General features: G+C 60.0%; 14 protein-coding genes. 7 read left to right on the forward strand and 7 right to left on the reverse strand.

The window, feature by feature from the left end; translation table 11 throughout:
• The first annotated feature begins 122 nt into the window (after positions 1-122).
• Together VSP_RS23500 and VSP_RS23505 are read left to right on the forward strand one after the other, a co-directional pair.
• On the forward strand, positions 123-1,418 hold the full coding sequence (locus VSP_RS23500; protein ID WP_009963770.1) for a TolB-like translocation protein: 1,296 nt from the start codon (positions 123-125) through the stop codon (positions 1,416-1,418).
• Between the two features lie 276 nt (positions 1,419-1,694).
• Entirely contained in the window at positions 1,695-2,504 is an 810-nt protein-coding gene (locus tag VSP_RS23505) for a hypothetical protein (RefSeq protein ID WP_009963771.1), read from the forward strand.
• Positions 2,505-2,940: 436 nt separating this feature from the next.
• Here VSP_RS23505 and VSP_RS23510 read toward each other — a convergent pair whose 3' ends face one another.
• Positions 2,941-3,819 carry a sugar phosphate isomerase/epimerase family protein gene (locus VSP_RS23510; protein WP_157211023.1) on the reverse strand — a complete coding sequence of 293 codons (879 nt, stop codon included), beginning with the start codon at positions 3,817-3,819 and terminating at the stop codon, positions 2,941-2,943.
• A gap of 80 nt (positions 3,820-3,899) precedes the next feature.
• Complete coding sequence (locus VSP_RS23515; RefSeq protein WP_009963773.1) at positions 3,900-5,345, reverse strand: aminotransferase-like domain-containing protein; 1,446 nt, start codon at positions 5,343-5,345, stop codon at positions 3,900-3,902.
• Between the two features lie 192 nt (positions 5,346-5,537).
• On the opposite strand from VSP_RS23515, the gene VSP_RS37075 reads away from it, so the two are divergent.
• Complete coding sequence (locus VSP_RS37075; protein ID WP_009963774.1) at positions 5,538-6,083, forward strand: GNAT family N-acetyltransferase; 546 nt, start codon at positions 5,538-5,540, stop codon at positions 6,081-6,083.
• 21 nt (positions 6,084-6,104) lie between these two features.
• The gene (locus VSP_RS23525; RefSeq protein WP_009963775.1) at positions 6,105-7,127 is read left to right on the forward strand and encodes a TIGR00266 family protein; all 1,023 of its coding nucleotides are present in this window, start codon (positions 6,105-6,107) and stop codon (positions 7,125-7,127) included.
• A gap of 94 nt (positions 7,128-7,221) precedes the next feature.
• Here VSP_RS23525 and VSP_RS37080 read toward each other — a convergent pair whose 3' ends face one another.
• The 4 genes from VSP_RS37080 to VSP_RS23545 form a co-directional block, all read right to left on the reverse strand.
• Positions 7,222-8,589: a PQQ-dependent sugar dehydrogenase gene (locus VSP_RS37080; protein ID WP_081452682.1), complete on the reverse strand. Its 1,368-nt coding sequence runs from the start codon at positions 8,587-8,589 to the stop codon at positions 7,222-7,224.
• Between the two features lie 281 nt (positions 8,590-8,870).
• Positions 8,871-10,472 (reverse strand): fused MFS/spermidine synthase, encoded by a 1,602-nt coding sequence (locus VSP_RS23535; protein WP_198141223.1) that lies wholly within the window; start codon positions 10,470-10,472, stop codon positions 8,871-8,873.
• A gap of 132 nt (positions 10,473-10,604) precedes the next feature.
• Positions 10,605-11,099 (reverse strand): Cif family virulence factor, encoded by a 495-nt coding sequence (locus VSP_RS23540; protein ID WP_156345670.1) that lies wholly within the window; start codon positions 11,097-11,099, stop codon positions 10,605-10,607.
• Positions 11,100-11,108: 9 nt separating this feature from the next.
• On the reverse strand, positions 11,109-11,945 hold the full coding sequence (locus tag VSP_RS23545) for a ParB/RepB/Spo0J family partition protein (protein ID WP_044134840.1): 837 nt from the start codon (positions 11,943-11,945) through the stop codon (positions 11,109-11,111).
• A gap of 294 nt (positions 11,946-12,239) precedes the next feature.
• Between VSP_RS23545 and VSP_RS23550 the strand changes: the two genes are divergently transcribed.
• The 3 genes from VSP_RS23550 (at position 12,240) to VSP_RS23560 (ending at position 20,041) form a co-directional block, all read left to right on the forward strand.
• Positions 12,240-18,848, forward strand: coding sequence for a transcription antitermination NusB family protein (locus VSP_RS23550; RefSeq protein ID WP_009963781.1), 6,609 nt, complete (start codon positions 12,240-12,242; stop codon positions 18,846-18,848).
• A 168-nt stretch (positions 18,849-19,016) separates the two neighbouring features.
• Entirely contained in the window at positions 19,017-19,604 is a 588-nt protein-coding gene (locus VSP_RS23555) for an ElaB/YgaM/YqjD family protein (protein ID WP_009963782.1), read from the forward strand.
• Positions 19,605-19,666: 62 nt separating this feature from the next.
• On the forward strand, positions 19,667-20,041 hold the full coding sequence (locus VSP_RS23560) for a hypothetical protein (protein ID WP_009963783.1): 375 nt from the start codon (positions 19,667-19,669) through the stop codon (positions 20,039-20,041).
• Between the two features lie 667 nt (positions 20,042-20,708).
• On the opposite strand, the gene rpoD is transcribed toward VSP_RS23560, so the two are convergent.
• Positions 20,709-22,544: an RNA polymerase sigma factor RpoD gene (gene rpoD, locus VSP_RS43750; protein ID WP_172682886.1), complete on the reverse strand. Its 1,836-nt coding sequence runs from the start codon at positions 22,542-22,544 to the stop codon at positions 20,709-20,711.
• Positions 22,545-22,672 lie beyond the last annotated feature (128 nt).

Genomic DNA, 22,672 nt, shown 5'->3' on the forward strand with positions numbered 1-22,672 from the left:
GGGGCTGGGGACATAGCAGAGGCTGGCCCATTGGGGAAACGCAATGTGCGTCTGTAGAAACTTACTGCGAGAGGCGTGCCATCTAGTATGCTCAATCTTTTCTTACGCTTCCCGAGCGACTTATGAATCGTCGTCACTTCCTCAATTTCATCACCGCCTCGAGCGCTCTTGAGGGCCTAACCCGCGCCGGCCTGGGTCAGGAAACAGGTGTTGCACCTGTTGCAGAATCGCTGCCTCCGACGCGCGCCCTGACCCTGGGATCAAAATTCCACTGGTTCGCCTACTATGACAAGCTCCAGTTTGACCCCACGGACCGCTATATCCTGAGCAATCAGGTGGACTTCGAAGGGCGCACCCCGGGACCGGATGACGTCCTGCGCGTGGGAATGATCGACACGGCAGACGGCGACAAGTGGACCGAACTGGGCACCTCGACCGCCTGGGGCTGGCAACAGGGCTGCATGCTCCAGTGGCTTCCCGGCTCACAGAGCAAGATCATCTGGAATGATCGGGACAAAGCCACCCAACGCTACGTGAGCCACATTCTGGATGTGAAGACGGGTGAGAAACGCACCCTCCCCCTCCCGGTGTACACCATCAGTCCAGACGGGAAGTGGGCGGTAACGCCTGACTTCGCCCGCATCGACTACTGCCGCAGCGGCTATGGCTACAGCGGCATCCCAGACCCTTGCTCGAATGAAAAAGCGCCCGCCAAGAGTGGCATCTGGCGCATGAATCTGGAGACGGGTGAGCACCAGCTCATCTTCTCCATCGCGGACGCGGTCGCCGTCCCACACCCGGAATTGGATCTCACCCAACTGTGGAACTGGTTCAACCATCTCCTGATTTCCCCCGATGGCAAACGCCTCATCTTCCTGCACCGCTGGCGAGAGCGGGTGGACATCCCGCGCGAGCAAAAGGCGGGCGGCTTCAAAACCCGGATGTTCACCGTGAATCTCGATGGCACGGAACCGTATGTGCTGGAGCCCAGCGGCGTGGTCAGCCACTTCATCTGGCGCGATCCCGAGCATCTCGTCGCGTGGGCCAAACCCACTGCTGAACCCGAGGCACGGGTGATCGTGTACAAGGACAAGACTCGGGAGTACACCAAACTCGGTGCGGACAAGATCACCGTGGACGGGCACATGACCTACCTTCCCCACCGGAACAACGAATGGCTCCTCTGCGACACCTATCCCGACCCGGTGCGCCGACTGCAGACGCCGTTCCTTTACCATATCCCCACGGATCGACGTATTCCCTTGGGGCATTTCTTTGAGCCTCGCGAGTACAAGGGAGAGTACCGTTGTGACACCCACCCGCGCTCCAGCAATGATGGCAAAAAAGTCGTGATCGACTCGGTGCATGCTGGCAACGGCCGGCAGATGTACCTGATTGACGTATCAGGGATCCATTAAAGTGCGTCTTTTTTCGGCGACCAGGTCTGGGCAGGTTCACCCCTTCTCTGCCTTCGCGTTTTAATTGGCGAATGCATGGAATCCCCCCCCTTTCTCTGTCATCCAACATGCAGACAACATACAGAGTTTCCACTTTCCAGAGTCGGAAGATCCCTTAGAATAAGCCAAACCCCTATGGAAAGCGATGTTGTGGACACCGCGATACCGTGATGCTCAGCCCGTCCCGGTGCCCCCCGCGAACTCTGCCTCCACCATGGGAGTTGGCTTGTCTGATTGATGAAAAAGAACCGCTGGCGTTTCATTCTTCTCACTTCCTGGATCCTGTTTACCGTTGCTTTCCTTCTGCGGGAAGTGCTGCTCCGCATCAGCAGTGTGGATGACCGGAGTTTGCTGCCTTGGGCTTTGACCCACACTCCCAGCCATTGGGCTGTCATGCTCACGCTGGCTTCGTTGGCGTACGCCATGTTCGTTTTCGCCCCCCTCCAACTGCCCTTTATGGCCCTGTGGACGGTGCGGAAAACGCCCGTGCCTGCGAGAAAAAAACTTCCCGTCCTGCTCATCCCCTGCGCGCTTATTTCCACTTGGTGGGTGAGCGACACTCTCCGCCATCCGCCCGACTCCAAGGGCCATTTCGAGGCAGTCATGTCCCACCCTCTTCCAGTGGGTTCCTCGCACTTCATGGCCATCCACCCCCTGGGGACTGGCACCTTTGCAGAAATTTGGGGCAGCGTGCACGGCTACCGGATGAAGCTGCCCTCCAAGGAGGCGACGCACTATTGCCGCAGCCTGGGTGGGGCCCAATACGACTTTGTCGTGGAGTCGCTCGCAGACCCCTATGATGACTTCTTGAGCAGTCTGCCAAAGGAATGGGGCTACGCCTTGGGGCTGCCTCATTTGCAGGTGCATCAGTTGCCGCCCATCTGTGGCAAACCCGCTTTTGCCATGGTGGATCCCACCCGCGATGACATGCTGGTCATGGTATGGCAGCAGGGCCAGCTCGACTCACGTCCAGCGCAACATCTCTATCCCACCCGCTCTGCTGAGCCCGACTTCTACGCCAACGCGAAGAACAAGCCAGGGCAGTGAGTTCCACCTCCAATATCGGGACCCAAATACTGATTCCAACCGGATTCACCATGCTGCCAACGCTGCGGCCACCCTCGTGCGATCCTCTGGATTTTCGTAAGCAGTCGGATCGAAAGGGGCCTCGCGCTGATTGAGAGCCCCGAGCGCGTCAGTGCGGCCAGTAGGAAGGTGGAAGTGACGCGATTTTCATGGTTCTTCAGGTCCGTCGAGCGGTCATGACGATCAAGGGTGACTTCCCCCCAGTTCACCAGCCTTTTTTCGACACGGCATCGGCAAAGCAGTCAGGCACTATAGCTCGTCAGTCGCACCACCCGCGCCTCCCAATTTCAACCATCTCCAAAAGCTCCAGCCCTCCTCCCCCACAAAAAACCGGCCGTCCCCGCAGGAGCGACCGGTTTACTGAATTACTGGTTTACCGAGTTACCGACCCACCGTTTCACTTGGCCGCATTCTTCTCTCCCCAGGCCTTCACGAAATCAATGCACTGCTTGATGTCAGGCACGTTGTCTTCCCACTTGTTCTCGTATTCCACGGAGATATTGCCATCGAAGCCCTGAGCCTTGAGCTCAGCCAGGCAGCCCGCCACATCGCTCACGCCGGTGCCATAGATCTGGTCAGGGCCCTGTTTGCCGATTTCCTTGCGGTCTTTCAGGTGGCTGCTGATGATGCGGCCTTTGAGAATCTTGAGACACTCGATGGGCTGAAGCCCGCTGGTGGCCCAGTGACCGGTGTCGGCGCAGGCACCGATGCGGGGGTCGCGGTCCTTCACGAGGTCACGCACATAGTTCGGGTCCCAGAGCTGGTAGCTGCGGTCCAGCGGGCGCTTGGCGTGCTCATGATAGCCAACCTTGATGTCGAACTCCTTCACGCACTTCTCGATGGCGTCGATGTTCTTCACGTCTTCGGTCGTGATGGCGTAGAGGCCGAGTTTCTTGGCGAACTCAAAGATCTGACGCCACTCGGCTTCGTCCTTGCCACCCACGACGCCGTAGTTCACGGCCTTGATCTTGTGCTGGGCCAGCTTGTCCTGAAGCGCCTTGAAGTCGGCGTCGTTCATGGTGTGATGCAGCTTGCGATCCGGAGCCTCGGGGCTGAGCTTCTGGCCGGGATAGAACTCGATAACGGTGGCACCGGCCTTCTCGGCCTTTTCAATCGCCTCGAACGCGGTGAAACGGTTGAAGCTGTAAGCCTGGGGTCCGATGGCGAAGCCGCCTTGTTTGACCTCTTGAGGAATGGGGTTGGCGGCAAAGAGGCTGCACATGACAGCCATCGAGCCCGCCGCGAGGAGGGAGAAATAACGGTGCGAAGTTTTCATGGATGCCCAGACCACCACCGACCGCCATGGTTGTCAAGGCAGGTGCAAGTGAATCCCCCCAGCGTGAAAGATGACGCGTTTCAGGCCGTTCTGGGCTGTTGCGCGGCGAGGCGGCCCAAGGTGCCGATCGCCCTCTCCATCCGGGCGTTCCATGGGTGGGCACAGGACAGGCGGATGAAATTCCCAAAGTCTGGCTTGGGGGAAAACATCGGCCCCGGAGCAATGCTGATCTTCTGCTCCAGCGCGGCGTCATCCAGCCGCAGGGCGTCCACGCCTTTGGGCAGCTCGACCCACAGAACAAACCCACCTTGAGGTTGGGTGATGGTGACGGGACCAGGAAACGATGCCGCCACTGCCTGACGGAAACGGCCGACATTGTCAGCATACGTGCGGCGGATGGAGCGCAGGTAGTGGTCATAGCCACCGTTGGCCAGGAACTCCGCCACCGCGAGTTCCGGCAGAGTGGCCGTGGCCAGCGTGCTCGTAAGCTTCAGGGCCTGAATCTCCTTGTAAAAACGGCCCGGCACGATCCAGCCCACGCGATACCCGGGGGCCAGCGTCTTGGAAAAGGAGCTGCAGAGGATCACCAGCCCTTTGCGATCATAGGAAAGTGCGGTGCGGGGGCGATGGTCGCCAAAGTACAGCTCGCCAAAGATGTCGTCTTCAATGAGCGGCACCTCGCGCGCCGCCAAAAGCTCCACCAACCTCTCCTTGTGACTGTCCGGCATCAGGGACCCCAGGGGATTGCTAAAATTGGGCACGGCCACACAGGCGGCCACAGAGCGGGTTTTCAGCACCTTTTCCAGGACATCCAGATCCATGCCGGTGCGCGGGTGCATGGGAATGCCCACCACTTTGAGCTGGAGCACCTCCAGCGCATGCAGGACTCCAAAATAGGCCGGCAACTCCACCGCCACGACATCACCGGGCCTCGTGACCGCGCGCAGGGCCAGCATGAGCGCCTCCGTGCCGCCGGATGTGGTGATGATTTCATCCGGCGCGAGGTTGGCTCCTGCATCCACGGAGCGCCGGGCAATCTCCCGGCGCAGGGCAGCGGAGCCGGGGGGCACGTCATACGATACCGCGCTGCGTCCATGGCGTCTGGCTACGCCTGCCAGGATGCGGTTGAGCTTCTCGACCGGCAGCAGTTCCGCTCCCGGTGCGGCCCCCCCAAGCGGGACAATGCCCGGAATCCGGCTGGCTTCGAAAAGCCGCGACTGCAATCCGCCCACGGTGACCGCAGTCACCGCGCTGCGGGGACGGGAAACTTTCGGTTCCGCCACGGGCTTCAAGAGTTGGGGACGAACGAAGAAACCTGACTTGGGCCGCGCCTCGATGAGCCCCTGATCTTCCAGTGCCAGATAGGCCTGAAGCACCGTGGTGATGCTCACCCCATGCTGACGGCTGGCCTGCCGCACGGAGGGAATGCGGTCGCCGGGACGCCATGTGCCGCCACGGATGAGCCCCTCCACCTTTTGGCACACCTGCCGGTAGAGCGAATCGTGATCGGTGGATTCATGAATCATGGGACGGGCCAGGCTAGGCCGGAGTGCATTGGGGGGTGAACCCGTTTGCCCTTCAGCGCAAGCCTCAGGCACTATACGCGTACATCATCGGCTTGGGAACCGGTGATGAAACACAGGGTCCGGATCCCAGCCCCGCCTTGACTCCCCGTGTCGGCAGTCGAGCCTGCCCCCGCCTCACACCTTAAGCACGTCATGCCTGAATCACCCACCTGCATCTGTGACCCCCTCCTCACGGAGCGTCTGCTGCTCCGTCCTTTCACTCTGGAGGATGCCCCGGCAGCCCATGGGTGGTTTTCTGATCCGGAAGTGATGCACCACATTCCGGGAGGTCGGGATGCCACGCTGGAAGACACCCGTCAGCGCATCACGCGGTACCTGCAGCATGGGCTCACCCTTGGCTTCTCGAAGTGGCTGGTGACGGATCGCTCAACGGGTGAACTGCTGGGGGATGGCGGCCTCTACACTCTGCCCAACGATCCAAGGGTGGAGCTGGGCTTTCGATTTGCCCGCCAGCACTGGGGCAAGGGGTATGCCTGTGAAATGGGACGGGCCTGGATGGAGCAGTATGCACAGCTGTTCCCCGGCAAGGCACTCTACGGTATCGTGCTGCCCGAGCATGTGCGCTCCCAACGTGTGCTCGAGAAGCTTGGATTTGAACCCGTGGGGGATGAGCGTGTCTATGGTCGCGTCATGAAAGTCTATCAACACCCCGATCATGACACGCGAACAACCCTCTGAGAAACACCTTCAGATTCTGCTATGAGCAAGTGGTACTACCTCGGCAAACAAAACCAGCAGGTCCAGACAGTCCAGACGGAACTGCCAGGCCTCGTGCAACGGGGCGAACTGAGCCCGGCCACCCTCGTATGGACGCCCGGCATGGGCCCCTGGACTCCGGCCAGCGAAGCGCTTCCCGCGCTCTTCCATTCTTCGCCCCCCGCAGGCGGAGGATTCGGCTGCCCGCCCCCGATCCCACAGGGTTTCAACCAACAACGTTCCCATGAAATCGAGTACGAGATCATTGGCGACGACTTGCAAATCGTGGAGATCGAACTTGATCCCGGCGAAACGGTCATCGCAGAAGCAGGCGGCATGAACTACATGGAGGATGACATCCAGTTCGAGACCCGCATGGGCGACGGCTCCCAGCCTGACGGTGGCTTCATGGGCGCGCTCAAGAACATCGGCAAACGCATGCTCACGGGGGAATCGCTCTTCATGACCCACTTCACCCATCGCGGCAGCAGCGGGAAACGGCGCGTGGCGTTCGCTGCCCCCTACCCCGGCAAAATCATCCCTATGCGGCTCTCAGAGCTGGGTGGGGAAATCATCTGTGAAAAAGACGCCTTCCTCTGCGCAGCTCTAGGCACGGAGGTGGGCATCGCATTCAACCGCAAACTCGGCACGGGCTTCTTTGGCGGCGAAGGTTTCATCCTCCAGCGTCTGCGTGGTGACGGACTGGTGTTTGTGCATGCCGGGGGCACCATTGTGAAGAAGGAACTGCGTGGTGGAACCCTGCGCGTGGACACCGGCTGCCTTGTGGCCATGACCAGCGGGATCAACTACGACATTCAGCGCGCCGGCAACCTCAAGAGCATGGTGTTCGGCGGTGAAGGGTTGTTTCTCGCAACCCTGAGCGGTCACGGCACGGTGTGGCTGCAAAGCCTGCCCTTCTCCCGTCTCGCCGACCGCATCCTGGCCAATGCCCCCAGCGCTGGTGGAGCCTCCACCGGTGAAGGGTCCGTGCTCGGCGGCCTGGGCAGGCTGCTGGATGGAAGGTAGAAAAAGGGAGAAAGAAGAAGGGGCAGGTGAAGGCCTGCCCCTAAACTTCAAAGCTCAAAATTCAAACTTCAAGCCACTCGCACTGACACACTGATCAGCCCGCTGGCATCAGAGTATAAAGCGAGCCTTCCTGCGACATGATCACCACTTCACCCGCCGCATCGGGGGCGATCATCGTGGGGTTGAAGGGGCGCTCTTTGTCATCGGGACGGCGGAAAAGTACGAGCCGCTCTTTTACCTGTTTCGAGTCCGGATCATAGCGCAAGGCCCAGACCACGCCGCTGCCCCAGTCGGCATAGATGTAACAACCCTGAAGCTGCGGCAGACGCTGGCCGCGGTACATGAACCCGCCCGTCACGCTGATGCCTTCAGCATGCGTGTAGGCAAAAACCGGCTCTTCGTATTTCTGGTCGGGAAGGAAGGGCTGTAGATGAAAGGTGCTTGCACGAGGACCGTCATGGTCGCTCCAGCCATAGTTCGCACCTTTTTTGATGAGATTGATCTCCTCCCAAATGTCCTGCCCCACATCCGCGAGCCAAAGCTCCCCCCCCTTCGAATCAAAGCTAAAGCCCCACGGATTGCGGAGACCAAGCGCCCAAATCTCAGGACGCACTTCTTGTTTGTCCACAAAAGGGTTGTCCTTGGGAATGCCGTACGGGAGGTTTCCGGTCCGCTCATCCACATCGAGCCGCAGCATCTTCCCGTAGAGTACGAACGGGTTCTGCGCGAGACGGTAGGGATCATCCCGCAGCCCACCATCGCCGATCGCGATGTAGAGCATGCCGTCCGGACCGAAGGCCAGACCACCAGCGAAATGGTTTGCCATGGGATGAGGCAACTCCAACAGCACACGCTCCGACGTGGGATCCGCCTTCAAGGGCTGCCCTGGCAGACACTCCATCTCACTGATCACCGTCCGGCGGGGCTCTGTGGTGGAATAGGAAATGTAGAACTTTCCATTGGTGGTGTACTTCGGATGAAAGGCCAACCCGTGAAAGCCTTCTTCGAAGAGGTACGCCCCTTTCAGCTGCTCGCGAAAATCGAGGAACAACTGGGAATCTCCCACCACCTCATTCTTGGGCAACACCCAGACTTCCCCACGCTGCTGCATCACCACCTCCCGAGGGGACTCACCGGGCAGCACGGCCATGGCCACAGGGCAGTCAAACTTTTGGGTCACGTGCAAACGCTGCAAAGCATACACCGCCATTGCATCCTCCGTGGGCACACTCGTTTGGGTCCCATTCGGACTCATGCCCGCGCCCGGCGCACCAAGATTGCCGTTGGGGTTGGGATTGCCCGGATTGTCTCCCGGCCCCAAAGCATCTGGCCGTTCAGGACGACCAATCGACAACAATTCCTCAGGGATGGCATCCGCCGCCTGCAAGACGCCCGCAGTTCCCATGGCTACCGCCAGCAGACCACCCAAGACGCGGCATGAAAGAGCTTTTGAGGTTGGCATCGCGCATCATGGGAGCCATCCGCGTGCCATGTAAAGTGAGGAACAATTCACTCCATTTCTTAGCTTCTCGAAGGAATGCGGAATTACGGTTAGGCAAAGCCACCTCTTTCAGAAAAAGTGCAGACTGGAGAGAAAATTTGCGGCCTCGGATTAAGCCCAAGAGGCTCAGAGAACCCAGAGGACTAATTTTTTTGGACAGAACTAACGGAGTTTACAGAGTTGCATTTTCTGTAATACATTGATAACGAGAGACTTATTAAATCCCTCTCGGCTTTCAACACTCACTTCAGCAATTGCCGGGCGATGATGGCGTCCACAGGGTTCCAGTCATCAGTCATCAGCTTTCCCTCGCCACTCGCTGGCAGTTGATTTTGAGGGATGCGTCGGGCGAGGAGCGGGTACTGCCAGGATCCTGGCAAGTGAATCCCATCCTCGATCCATGGTTTCCAGCTGTCTTGCGAGGCCAGGAGGACGACGTTTTGGGAATGCACCCGGGCACCTCCGACGGCAAAGACTTCCACATGCGGGAAGACGCTGCGCACGGTGGTCAGGATGTATTCCAGAAGCTCGGCACGTTCCCCTTCCACGGCAGAGATCACATTCATCATGAACACCCCTTTGGGACTGAGGCGGCTTTTAATTTCGGCAAAGAACTCCTGCGTCACCAGATGCGCCGGGATGTGGCGCACGCCATTGTAGGCGTCACCAAAGATGAGATCGTAGCCGCCTTCACTCTCCTTGAGGAAACGGCGGGCATCGGTGGCATGAGCATGAACGGAGGGATGCTCATCGAGCTTGAAGAACTGACGCCCGGTCTGGATGACTGCGGGATCAATTTCGGCCACATCCACATGCGAGCCCGGCACTAGGCGCGACAGCTCTTGAGGCATCCCGAAAGCGCCCGCTCCAATAAACAGGGCCCGCTTCAGCGGAAGGCTCTCGTTTAGCTGAGCCAGACGCCAGAACTTCTGATACTCCAGCACCAATCCCCCGTCTTTCATCCGCATGCCCCCTTCCATGGTGGAGTCCAGCTTGAGAAAGCGCTCCTTGGAGCCTGCCCCATCCCGTTCCACGACCTCGATTTGGTGATAGAAGGAACTGGCCCGGTGCAACGTGGTCATTCCGGGTTCCGTTGAGGTGCCCTCAGCCGTGGAACTCACCAGCGCGGCCAATACGGTGACTGCCACGGTGGAGAGCTGAACCTTTATGGACTTGCGAGCCATCCAGAAAGCCAACAGGGCCAGCAGGAGCAGCACGACACCGGAGCCAAGGAAAATGGACTTCACCCCAAATGCGGAGAGCAGAAAGAAGCCCGAAAGGAAGGTGCCCACAAAACTGCCCAGAGACCCCAACATGCTGATCACGCCAGCAGCCACCCCCACGTGCTCATCCTTGGCAGCCATGCTGTAGAACCGGACACTGGCAGGCGACACCGCCCCCAGCAGAATCCCAGGAATGGCAAACAGGAAGAGAGAGATAAACACCGGGCCAGCAATGAGCCCCCCTTTGGAAAGTGAGGGGCTGAGCACGCTGCTGAGCGCCGGGATGAACATGGTGAGGATGGCCGCTCCGGCGAGCAGTGCGCCCAGGAGATCGAGCCTTGAGAACTTGTCCGAAAGGTAGCCCCCCAGATAGCCTCCCACGCTGAGAGCCACCAGCACCACTCCGATCAATGCCGTCCAGGTGTAGATACTGTTGCCAAAACTGGGTGCCAGCAGCCGGTTGGCAGCGATCTCGATGACCATGATGGAGGCCCCGGAGAAGAAGCAGATCAGCCCGAGCAGCCAGCGGGTGGTGCGGGAATGGCTGGCTACAGCCGCCGCTGTGGCTGCGTCAGCCTTGGTAGAACCGCTTTTCGGAGAAGTCGCAGAAGGGATGGCCATGAAGAAGGGGTGATGAAGGGAAAGTGAAGCACCAAGCACCAGCATGGGCAGGCACCCCACCAAAGCGGTGTCTGCTCCCATCGCAAATTGAAGTTGTCTTCTCCCAGAAGGGAAAAGCACCGGGCCGGGGCGTTACTCCCCGTAGAAGACGAGGCTCACAATCTTCCAGCCACCCGAGGGTTCTTTCTTCAGGGTGAAAAGGTCAGAGCCACGCTCCTCATTGCTCCCCTTGGTCAGCACCCAGGTCACATAGGCCTGCACCCCTTTGGCATCCCCCTGAATGAGCATCGTCACCGGCTTCTCCGTCATCGGTGTGCTGGACAGCTGGTGCGCCAGTTTCTGGCCGTGAAGGAAATCCGTTAGCCCCTGACTGACCACCGAGTTGGGTCCGTCCAGGGTGAAAATTCTCGCCTGAGGATGGAAACACGAACCATAGCCCTCCATGTCGCGAGCAGACCAGGTGAAAAAGTAGCGTTCGAGAAACCTTCGCACCTCGACGTCGTCCGGGTGCGCCTGTCCCTTGGCACGACAGCCCGCCATCATGGCGGTGACCAGCATCAAGCCAGCAATCATTACCGGGCGCACTATCGCGCGCCGCCGCCGCAGCCAGATCAGGACCTTACGCATCGCTTGGGATCAGGCTTCGAAATCCGCTTCCTCCACCCCCATGAGGGCCAGCAGGCGATTCAGGTCCTCCACACCATAGTAGTCCAGCTCAAGACGGCCCTTCTTTTCCCCGTGGTGCACGCTGGCGGAGGTGGAAAAATGCCGGGTGAGGCGCTGCTCCACGGCCTGGAGGGCAATTTTGAGCTCCGCGTCCGGCGAAGCAGGTTTGGCTTTTGGAACGGGCGGGTTGAGGATGCTCTCGATCAGCTTCTCGGTCGCACGCACACTGAGGCCCTTTTCCAGGACCATGGCGCAGGCCGCTTCCATGTCATCTGCGGACTTGAGTCCCAGCACGACCTTGGCATGCCCGGGTGTGAGACGACCTTCGCGCAGTTGTTGCAGTGAAGCGGCCGGCAGTTCCAACAGGCGGATTGCATTGGCCACAGTGGCGCGATTTTTGCCCACTCGTTGCGCGATGTCTTCCTGGCGGAGGTTGAACTCCTTGCTCAGGCGCACGTAGGCCTGTGCTTCCTCCACAGGATTCAGATTCTCACGCTGAAGGTTTTCAATCAGCGCCATCTCCAGCACATCCTTGTCAGACGCGGTCCGGACGATCACGGGCACTTCACTCAGCCCCAGCTCGCGGCTGGCACGCCAGCGGCGTTCCCCCGCAATGAGCTCAAACTTATTGGCCACCAATCGCACGATCAGCGGCTGGATGATCCCGTGCTCACGGATGGAATCCATGAGCTCATGCAGTTGCTCAGGGGCAAACTCTTTACGAGGCTGCAACGGACTGGGCACCACCTCATCCAGCGGGACCTTGCGTACCGTCTCGCCTGGCGCGGGCTGGGGAGTGAAGGGCATGCTATTCCCCGCGGGAGGAGGAGTCCCCGCTTTTCCAATCAAGGCTCCGAGGCCTTTGCCGAGCGCTGCTTTTGCCATAAGGGGCGAGACTATCCCATCACGCCGCCAAAGCAAGCCTGTCGAACAGGTTCACCAAAACAGGGAATTTTCACTCCCACGTGTCTCAAGCCCATGTCAGACCGACATCCATCGGAGGCTGGGAGGACTCATCACAGCCAGAGAGTTCTCTTTTTTCCAGGATTAATTCATAATCAGCCGTCGCCTGCGTCATGCAGGAGCACCATTCACCTTCCCATGAGCACGACATCCCTTCCCCCAATCGTCCTCGCCCTGTCCCTGTCTATCCTCGCATCCGCACCGCTGGCGGCAGAGAACGGCAATGAGATCGGCTTTGTTGAAACATTCGCTCTCGCTCCGGATCGCGAGAAGGTCCTGAATGAACTGGTGCCTGGATCTGCAGACTACTACTTCTACCACGCCCTTCACTACCAAAACACCCGGAACGCTGCCCGCCTGGCCGACATCATGGCGGAGTGGCGCAAGCGATTCCCGGACAACTCAGAACCGCGCAGAGTCATTGAGAACCGGGAGGCGCTTCTGAGCTACGAAGCCAGTCCGCAGCAAACGCTCACCTTTCTGAAGAACAAGTTCGGCCTTGCGTTCCAGCACACCCAGGAGGCTCGTGACAAAAAGCCCGACCTGCCGAGCAGTCTGGACCCCGCCCGGGTCACGCGGTCGGTCTTTGAAAAGAACGCCCTGGATCAAAGCCCCAATCTCGAAGGCTTCGGAGTTCCGGCGATCGAAAGCCTGATCCGGAACAAAGCAGCCCTTACCCCTGCACAACGGCGCACCGCCCTGGGCCGGATCCTGCGCCCCGATCTGCCCGGCCTGGTCGAGGTCATCCATGCGGACCTCAGCAGCCGCGACTCCGGTGGCTTTGGTTCGTTGGGCATTCACCGGGCGCTGACCCTGGCGCAACTCGATGCGCTGGTGAAGCTGATGCCGGAACTCGGCAACAACACGCGGTTCGTCCACCAGCGCATGCGGAAGCTGGCCCCCTCCGCCGATGTCAACCTCGACGATGACGACGCCGAACGGGAAGCCTGGCTCGACCGCACCTGGGCCTATGCCGCCACCCTGCCCCCCGCGTTCAACACCCTCAAGGCCCGCATCCTGCTTCACCGCCTGGAACACGACCGCGCCAAAGGCATCTACGATCAAGAGCGCTTCCTGCAATATTTGAAGCTTCCCCGGCAGGCCCCTTATGTAAGCCCACGATTGCTGGAGCAGGTGCCTGCCTCAAACCAGCTCAACAACCTGAACGCGGACCTGAGCGAACCCCTGCTGGACAGTCCGCCACCCCGTGGGGACGAGAGCCTGGTCCGTGACTATTTCCTGCAACTCTTCACCCGCGCGGGCCAGGCTGCGGAGGATGTCGAGACGACGCTGGCCCCCTGGACCCAGTATGTCCGCGAGTCCTGGCTCAAGCCGCTCTATGCGGAAGCCATGATCCTGGCCGGCCATGGCAACCCGGAGCGCTGGGCCGCCCTGCTCACGCCCACCGCCTTTCAGGAGCTGAAGGATCGGGTGGACATTGAGTTCCCCGCCACCAACGCCCGGCTCTTTCAGCCCGGGGATGAGATCCAGTTTGACGTTCTGCTGAAGAACACGCCAGGCCTGATCGTGAAGATTTACGAGATCAACCAGCTGAATTATTTCCTCTCCCAAAAACGCCAGCTCAATACCGATCTCAATCTCGACGGCCTGGTGGCGAATCAGGAAACCTCCCGCAGCTATCAAAATGGCCCTTTCCTCCGCAAGCGGGAGAACTTCACCTTCCCTGAGCTCAAGGGAAAACGCGGTGCCTGGGTGATTGAGTTCATCGGCGGCGGCCGGAGCAGCCGCGCCCTGGTGCGGGTGGGACAATGGCAGATGCTGCAGCGCCCCAGCCCGGGCGGCGACTATCTGGTCGTCCTGGACGAGAGGGGCACTCCCGTGCCGGATGCTGTCGCATGGCTGGACGGACGCAAGCTCACCCCCCAGGAGAAACTGGGCGGTGCCATTCTTGTTCCTTTCACAGCCAAGCCGGGAATCAAACCCGTCGTCCTTGCGGATGCCCAAGGCACCTTTGCGTCCCTGGCCCAGTTCGAACATCACGCGGAAGAGCCGCAGTTCTCGGCGCAGTTTCATCTCACCCGGGAGCAGCTCCTGGCAGGCAGAGAGGCAACCCTCGCAGTTCGCCCCTCCCTCATGCTCGGCGGCACCCACGTCTCCCCGTCTGCTTTGCTCGAGCCCAAGCTGACTCTGACGACGACAACGCTGGACGGCATCAGCACCACGCGCGAGGTGAAGGATCTCAAGCTGAACGCCACCAGCGTGCTCACCCACAGCTTCACGGTCCCCAACCGGATGGAACAGATCAGCGCCACCTTCAGCGCCAAGGTCGAACTCTTCACGCAAGGAGGTGAAAAGCGTCCTGTGGCCGCCTCGCGCACCTGGACGCTCAACACGCTCGACAAGACAGATGCCGTCTATGCCGGTCGGTTCTCCGCGATTGAAGGTCGTCATTTCTTCGAACTTCTGGGCAAGAATGGGGAACCTGTGGCAGACCGCCCAGTGGGATTCACCTTCTCTCACCCCGACTTCACCCAAACGATTGAGCTGGCGCTTCGCACCGATGAGAAAGGCCGCATCGACCTGGGAATCCTTCCCGATGTAGGTGCGATCTCTGCCCGCTGCCCGGACGGACAGACTGTGGGCTGGCAGAATCAACTGTATCAACGCACCTGGCCGTCCCTGATTCAAGCTGCCCAAGGGGAGACATTGCGAATTCCCGCGCCTGCGGGCTTTACCGGAACCGATGGGACCTTGTCGCTGTTGGAAACGAGATCAGGCACCTTTGTCGCGGATCGTAGCGCCATCGCCGTCGTGCGCGATGGCTTCATCGTGGTGGAAGGATTGCCCCCCGGAGACTACTCCCTCCAACTGCGCGGTAAACAGCCTGTCAGTATGGACCTGCGCATCTCCGCCGGCAAGGCGGTGGCAGGATGGCTGCTGGGCACGCACCGTCAGCTGGAGCTCAAGGGCAGCAAGATGCTGCAGATCACCGCCGTCACCACAGAGGCAGACTTCGTGACGGTGAAACTGGCCAACATCAACCCCTTCACCAGGGTTCACGTGACCGCCACCCGGTTCGAGGAGCCATCCTCCATCTTCAACAGCCTGGGCTCCTTTCCCCGCTTTGGAGGATCCATCACCTCCCCGCCGCGGCTTCCTGCATTGTATGCCGCCGGTCGCGAAATCGGGGACGAGTACCGGTACATTCTGGAGCGCCGCAGGGCCAGGACCTACCCCGGCAGCATGCTGCCCCGCCCTGGATTGCTGCTGAACCCTTGGGAAACACGTAGCACCAGCCTGACTGAGCTTGAGATGTCCGCGGGCCAGGCTGCCAGCTCCACAGCAGGCGGGCGGGATGGCGCGCTGCGCAAGGCCCGCGCAGAAAGCGCCCCCGGAGGGGGCCGAGGTGCCCAGCCCGTCACCCACGATGGCAATCTGGACTTTCTGGCCCTGACCGCCCCCACCCACTACAACCTGGTGCCAGACAATACGGGCGTGGTCCGCATCCCCAGAAAAGATCTGGGCGACCGCCAGGACGTGCAAATCTATGCAGAAGATCTGGAACACGCCGTCTGGCAGAAAGTGCCCCTGCCAGCTACGGCCACCCAGTTCCGTGATGAACGACTCACTCGCAATCTGGATCCCGCGAGCCCCTTCACGGAAACCAAGGAAACCACTGTCCTGCAAAAAGGCCAGACCCTGGTTCTAGATGACATCCTCACCAGTGAGGTCGAAAGCTACGACACCCTGGGCGGCGTGTACTCCCTGCTCAAGACACTCAACACAGATCCGAATGTGGCGGAATTTGCCTGGATCCTGCAGTGGCCCCAGTACAGCGACGCGGAAAAGCGCGCCAAATATGGTGAGTACGCCAGCCACGAACTGCACCTGTTCCTGGCGAAGAAGGATCCGGCATTCTTCACCAAGGTGGTCAAACCCTACCTTGCCAACAAGAAGGACAAAACCTTCATGGATGAGTTCCTTCTCGACGCCAGGCTGGATCGCTACCTCGAACCCTGGCGTTACTCCCGGCTCAACGTGGTGGAGCGCGCTCTGCTGGCCCAACGGCTTCCCGGAGAGGCAGCCCGCGCCGCCCGCCACCTGCGGGAGTCCTGGGAGCTGCTCCCCCTTGACCCTGAAGGACAGGACAGGTACTTCGAGACGGCCCTGAGGGGACGCTCACTTGATGGCACCGACAAGTCCCTGTGGGCTGACACTGAATCCAGCAAGTTGGTCCCTCTGGCAATAGAGGCCCCCGCACCGGCCCCGGCTCCAACTACCGCAGCAGCAGCCGCCCCCGCCGACAGGTTCAGCGGGAGCGTGGGACGCCTTTCCGAAATGGGGGACCCATCTTCCACGCCCGCCATCAGCCAGCGTGCAGCACGCGGTCTCTCTATCGCAGGCAAAAAGGACTCTGCCGGTGAAGAGATGGCAGAGAAGCAAAAGGAGCAGGCAGGGCGCGAGATGATGGTGGCCCAGGGCAAGCCCCTGGAACTGACGGCAAACTTCGAAGGCCAGTACACCTATGCAGGGGTCGCCCTGCAGGCAGACGCGCAACACCTGGTTCGATCCTATTTCCGCGAACTAGGTCCTGCCAGAGAATGGGCGGAGAACAACTACTACAAACTCCGCCAGACTGATCAAAACGCCAGCCTGGTCACGGTAAATGCCTTCTGGAGGGATTTCGCGACCTGGATAGCAGAAGGGTCCAAAGGCCCCTTCGTCTCACCCCATGTCGCAGAGGCCAGTCACACCTTTACCGAGATCCTGCTGGCGCTCGCGGTGCTGGATCTGCCGTTTGAGGCCCCCCAGCATGCGACGAAGACGGAGGGCCGCCGCTTTGAACTCACCGCTGGCGCCCCAGTGTTGGTGTTTCACAAGCAGATCCGCCCCGCCCCCCGTGCCAACGACCAGGCAGCCGGCCAACTGCTGGTCTCGCAGTCCTTCTTCCGCGCCGATGACCGCTTCCGCCAGGAAGGCAATGAATCGTTCCAGAAGAATGTCACGGATGAGTTCCTCACTGGCACGGTTTATGGAGCCAACATCGTGGTGACCAATGCCACCAGCACCCGGATCAAGGCGGAAATTCTGCTGCAGACCCCCCAGGGCGCCCTGCCGGTTCGCGGCAGCAAGGCCACGCAGTCACTTCGCCTGCCTCTGGAGCCCTACACCACCACCACGCGGGAGTACTACTTCTACTTCCCAGAAACACCGCCCAAGGCGGGAGGGAGATTCGCCCACTACCCCGTGCATGTGGCGACGGGAGGCAAAGAGGCCGGCAAGGCCCCGGTCTTTGCCTTCAACGTCGTCAACCAGTTGTCCGGTGTTGACAAAGCGTCCTGGGACTATGTCTCCCAGTATGCTTCGGAAGCGGAGGTGTTCGCCTATCTGGAGCAGAACAACATCCAGCGCACGGATCTTGGTCGCATTGCCTGGCGCTGCCGTCAAAGCCCCGACTTCTATCGTCAGATCATCAAGCTGCTGGCGGAACGTCATGTCTGGGATGACACCCTGACAAGCTACGCTGTGTACCACAATGACAAGGTCACCCTCGGGGAGTGGCTCAAGCACCAGTATTCCGAAGAGTTCGGACCGGTTCTGGACTCCCCTCTCGTGAAGTTTGAACCTCTGGAATTTGATCTCTACGAACACCTGGAATACAGCCCGCTGATCAACCAGAGAGCCCACAGGCTGGGCAGGGAGTGGCGCATCGCCAACCAGGAGGTCCTGGCGCAGTATCAGCGCCTTCTGGCCACCCTGTCCTTCAAGCCCGCACTGGGGAGCACAGACAATCTGGCCGTGGCTTATTACCTCTTCCTTCAGGACCGGGTGGAGGAGGCTCTGGGCAGGCTCAAGGCCATCCCCACCCAGGACCTGGATACGCGAATTCAACACGACTACCTGCGCGGCCAAGCCGCCTTCTATGAAGGCGATACGGCGACCGCACGCACCGTGGCCGCCACCTACAGGGACTACCCAGTCCCCCGGTGGAAGCAACTCTTTGGAGAAGTGCTTTCCCAAGTGGATGAAATCGACGGCAAACCCACAGCGACCTCTCCGGATGGCTCCCCGCCTCAACCGGATCGTGAACGCCAGCAGGGCGCACTTTCCGCCACCGAGCCGACCTTCGAGTTCAAGGTGGAAAACCTTGCCATCGCGCTCACCTGGCGAAATCTGACTCAAGTGACAGTGAACTACTACCTGACCGACCCCGAGTTCAGCTTCAGCAGCAATCCCTTCGTGAGCGAGGATGCCAGCCGGTTCAGCGTGATCAAACCAAACCAGAGCGCCAGCGTGACATTGCCTCCGGGCAAGGACACCCTGAGCATCCCGCTCCCGGATGCCTACGCGCGTGCGAATCTCCTGGTGGAAATAGTGGGCGCTGGACAGCGCAAAACCCAAGCCTACCACGCGAACACCCTCAAGCTCGCCGTCACAGAGAACTATGGCCGGCTTGAGGTGCGCGACAGCGGAACGGACAAACCCATCACGAAGGGCTATGTGAAAGTGTATGCCCGACTTCGAAACGGGACGGTCCGATTTTTCAAAGACGGCTACACCGACCTGCGCGGGAGATTCGACTACGCGAGCCTGAACGGCACCGCCGAAGGCCAGCCCGTCCCGCCCCCCATGCCTCTGCCCCGTCCTGCCGGAGCCCCCGGCAACGGACTGGACCACCAGATGCTGAAGCCCAACGAGCTGAACGCAGTGGAGAAACTATCCCTCCTGGTGCTCACCGAGTCCAATGGCGCCCAGGTTCGAGAAGTCACACCACCAGCGCAATAGACCCCGGCAGTTTTCTGTTCGCAGCAACGTCTGCCTATATTCGGGGGCAGGACCAGCCAAGGTCCAGCCCCCTTTTTTTTAGATCGTAGCGCCTTCCCGTTCAGCGGCCTGGAAAACACGCCTTCATCCGGAAAGGACCAGTCGCACCGCGCCATGCGATACTGGGTTATGAGCGACGAACTTCCATCCCCCCTGAGTCAACTCCCCGAAAAAGCTGGTGAACTTGCCCAGCAGGCGTCCACTGCCACTCGTGAGGCCATAGCCACCGCCCGCGACAGGGCAGGTACGGCCATTGCCACCGCCCGGGAAAAAACCAACGACGCCATGCATGTGGCGCGTGATCGTGCGACGGAGGCCTACGGCGTCGCCCGCGATCAAACCCAAAAGGCTCTTCACACTGCGAAGGACAAGACCAACCAGGCGCTGACGCAGAGCGGCAACTATGTGAAGGAAAATCCCATCCCCACCCTCCTGGGTGCGTTGGCCGTTGGCATCGTGGTGGGCGTCCTGATCAGCCGCAAGGAGGAGGAGCGCACCTTCCGCCAGCGCTTCGCAGAAGACCCTGTCAATGCCGCCCGAGGTGCCGTTTTCGCCGCCTTGGCCCCCATTGCGGAAAAGCTGCATGATCAGTATGATACGGCACGTTCCGGTGCACAACATGCTGTCAACAGGATCAACACCCGTCAGAACCGCCGGGCTGTGGACGACATCTTCTCCCAAGCACGTAGGACCGCCAGCCATCTGAAATTCTGGTAAACGGGACATCCTTCGCCTGGCACCCACTCATCTGATCCATCCCACTTCACCTCATCCCCGTTATGAGTCTTCCCCAATCTTCCCTTCAGCCTGAGTCCGTGTTGAAGTCCATCGACCGCGGCGTGACTGGCTTCCTCAATGAAGCTCAGGACACCGTACGACGACAATATGCCGAGGTCGAGGAGACGGTCCGCCGCTCCCCGGCGGCTTCCCTCGCTACTGCGGTAGCGGTTGGCTACTTCCTGCATCGGCTGCCGCTCCGCGCCATCATCAATGCCAACCTAAGGATCGTCTCCGCCCTGGCTCCCCCGGCCCTTTTCCTGTTCGGTGCCGCCAAGGTGTATGAGATGGTGAAAGAAGAATCCGAAGCAGCCCGGCTGCGCAAAGAGTACGGCTTCAATACCCCACCGCCAACCGCTCCACCCTACGTGGATTGAGCAAGTGAGTGAATGGCAACGGCAGCGGAGTGCCAACCGCTCTGCGCTTATCGAGTTCCAGAACTATCCGCCTCCCTTTTCGCTCCCCTGCTGGAGCGAAAAGGGAGGCATTTTTTGTGATTCTGCAACACCATCAACACCCTATTACCAAGTTACACCAAAAAAAGCCCCCCTGCCTTTCTTGGTGAACCTCCAAAAAGGGTGTTGAGGGTGTTGCAGAGTGACAAATCCCCCTGATGTCTCAGCCGGTGACATCTTGTTTCGCCTGCGATGTCCTCACCTTCGCTGCCACGCGGGGCCAGAGACCCCGCCTCCTTTAGTCCGCAGCCAAGCCACACGATGACTTGTTTCCTGGTACAGGAGGCGGGGGTTCCCAGCCCCGCTCAGTCGAATGTGTTTTGACGTAGCGTCCCCTGATACGTGGCCATCCGTGCAGCGTTGGGAAGGCTGTGACCTGAAAAAGTGTACTGCAGACGGATGCAATGGCATGAGCTGACTGACGTTCCCGGCAAGATGCCGCAAACAGCACGCAGGGATGCGTGCGCACCCCGAGCTTCCCAAGCACAGGCCATATTGAGAGAACCCGGGACAGGAGCATCCTCGCTCCTGCCCTCATCCCTTTCTCGTACGATCAAACTCTATCCTGGCAACGATATCACCACCGCCCCTACTGCGTCCCGAAGAAGCCTCCCAACTTCCGGATGCGGGTGGGATGGCGGAGTTTCCGCAGAGCCTTGGCCTCGATCTGGCGGATGCGCTCGCGCGTGACGTGGAACTGACGTCCCACTTCCTCCAGCGTCCGGCCGCTGCCGTCCACCAGGCCAAACCGTTGCTCCAGCACGGCCCGCTCGCGATCCGTGAGGCTGTCCAGCACGTCCTTGAGCTTGTCGCGGAGGAGATTCATCGCCGTCAGCTCCATGGGGCTGACACTGGTGTTGTCCTCAATGAAGTCGCCAAACTCCGTATCGCCATCACTGTCGCCCACCTTGGTCTGAAGGGACACAGGCTGCTGGCTCATGCGAAGAACAGCATTAACCCGTTCCACCGGCAGGTGAATTTCTTCGGCAATCTCATCCGGAGTGGGGTCACGGCCCAGCTCCTGCACCAGTTGTTTCTGCACTCGCAGCAGTTTGTTGATCGTGTCGATCATGTGGACCGGGATGCGGATGGTCCGCGCCTGATCGGCAATGCTGCGGGTGATCGCCTGGCGGATCCACCAAGTGGCATAGGTGCTGAATTTGTAGCCGCGTTTGTACTCGAACTTCTCCACAGCGCGCATGAGGCCCATGTTGCCTTCCTGAATGAGATCGAGGAAAGAGAGGCCACGGTTCGTGTACTTCTTGGCGATGGAAATCACGAGGCGCAGGTTGGCCTCCACCATCTCGGTCTTGGCCTTGGTGGACTCCTTGCTCCACTGAATGGTCTCTGCCACCAGTCGGCGATATTCCTCCGGCGTGACCCAGGCATGGAGCTCGAAGTCCTCCAGCGCCTTTTGCACGTCAGGGTTGGTCGCAGAGCGGGAGGCCTCAATTTCAATCTGGTCCAGCTCCGTCAGGCGCTGGCGCAGCACCGCGATCAGGTCCTCATTTGTCTTCTGCTTGAAGTAGAACTTGGCGCACAACTTGATCAGACTGGATTTGGTCTGCTCAAAGGCATCCTTGAGCGACTGGCGCTGCTTGGCGCTGGCCGACATCAAGGCGCGATACTGCTCGTTGGCCTTGCTGATGTCGTCACGCACCTGGTCACAGACCTGGCGCAGCTTCTTGAAGTAGCTGTCGCGATCTTCGATCTGGCGATCCAGCACCAGCTTGTCGAAGCGCTCGGTTCCGCTGGCGAGAGCATCCCCCAGATGCAGGTACTCCGTGGCGATGAAGCCGATGTTCTGAAGACACGCCTGCAGGTGGCTCTCTGCCTTTTCAATGCGCTTGGAGATGCCAATTTCCTGATCCCTGGTGAGCAGAGGCACCGCGCCCATCTGCTTCAAGTACATCCGCACAGGATCATCCAGCATGTCGAGCTGCCCGTCTTCACGCTCTTCGACAACCGTGTCCTCGTCCTCCGCGACAGTGGCACGCTTCGTCTTCACGCGATCCACCTGGGTGGGTTCAATGACTTCGATCTCCAGGCTGCGCAGGCGGATGAGGATCTCATCCATCAACTCAGGGGTGACGAAGCCATTGGGCAGGCTCTCGTTAAAATCGTCGAAGGTCAGGTAGTCCTGCTCCTTGGCCAGACGAATCAGGAAGCGGAGTTTCTCCTGAATCTCCGGGGCATTGATGTCATCGTGCTGGGGCGGCGGCGGTTCAGACGCGCGCGACGACTTGGGTGGACGTCCACGACGACGCTTGCCATTGACCTGAACGGGGGCCGGAGGTGGGGGCGTCGAACCATCCGGCAAAGGATGTTTACGAGGACGACCACGACGACGGCGATGCGGGGTCGGTGGAACCGATGTTGCACCCTCGTTCAAATCCGTATGCTGGGGGTTTGCAGATGCACTCATGAAGCCGGAAGCGGAAGAATCTTCTGGAGCCTAGAGCTACGGTCAAGAACTCTTTGTACAGTTGAGGAAAGCCTTTAGCCATCTCAGGAGCGAAACAGTTCATTTTTGCCCGAAAATCACTCTTTCCG

The sequence above is a fragment of the Verrucomicrobium spinosum DSM 4136 = JCM 18804 genome, assembly GCF_000172155.1.
Classification (GTDB): Bacteria; Verrucomicrobiota; Verrucomicrobiia; order Verrucomicrobiales; family Verrucomicrobiaceae; genus Verrucomicrobium; species Verrucomicrobium spinosum.

Coding starts and splice junctions, on each gene's coding strand:
- VSP_RS23550 (WP_009963781.1), top strand. CDS start 12,240: ATGAGCACGACATCCCTTCCCCCAATCGTCCTCGCCCTGTCCCTGTCT.
- VSP_RS23555 (WP_009963782.1), top strand. CDS start 19,017: ATGAGCGACGAACTTCCATCCCCCCTGAGTCAACTCCCCGAAAAAGCT.
- VSP_RS23540 (WP_156345670.1), bottom strand. CDS start 11,099: ATGCGTAAGGTCCTGATCTGGCTGCGGCGGCGGCGCGCGATAGTGCGC.
- VSP_RS23560 (WP_009963783.1), top strand. CDS start 19,667: ATGAGTCTTCCCCAATCTTCCCTTCAGCCTGAGTCCGTGTTGAAGTCC.
- VSP_RS23515 (WP_009963773.1), bottom strand. CDS start 5,345: ATGATTCATGAATCCACCGATCACGATTCGCTCTACCGGCAGGTGTGC.
- VSP_RS23525 (WP_009963775.1), top strand. CDS start 6,105: ATGAGCAAGTGGTACTACCTCGGCAAACAAAACCAGCAGGTCCAGACA.
- VSP_RS23510 (WP_157211023.1), bottom strand. CDS start 3,819: ATGAAAACTTCGCACCGTTATTTCTCCCTCCTCGCGGCGGGCTCGATG.
- VSP_RS23545 (WP_044134840.1), bottom strand. CDS start 11,945: ATGCCCTTCACTCCCCAGCCCGCGCCAGGCGAGACGGTACGCAAGGTC.
- VSP_RS23500 (WP_009963770.1), top strand. CDS start 123: ATGAATCGTCGTCACTTCCTCAATTTCATCACCGCCTCGAGCGCTCTT.
- VSP_RS37080 (WP_081452682.1), bottom strand. CDS start 8,589: ATGCCAACCTCAAAAGCTCTTTCATGCCGCGTCTTGGGTGGTCTGCTG.
- rpoD (WP_172682886.1), bottom strand. CDS start 22,544: ATGAGTGCATCTGCAAACCCCCAGCATACGGATTTGAACGAGGGTGCA.
- VSP_RS23505 (WP_009963771.1), top strand. CDS start 1,695: ATGAAAAAGAACCGCTGGCGTTTCATTCTTCTCACTTCCTGGATCCTG.
- VSP_RS23535 (WP_198141223.1), bottom strand. CDS start 10,472: ATGGCCATCCCTTCTGCGACTTCTCCGAAAAGCGGTTCTACCAAGGCT.
- VSP_RS37075 (WP_009963774.1), top strand. CDS start 5,538: ATGCCTGAATCACCCACCTGCATCTGTGACCCCCTCCTCACGGAGCGT.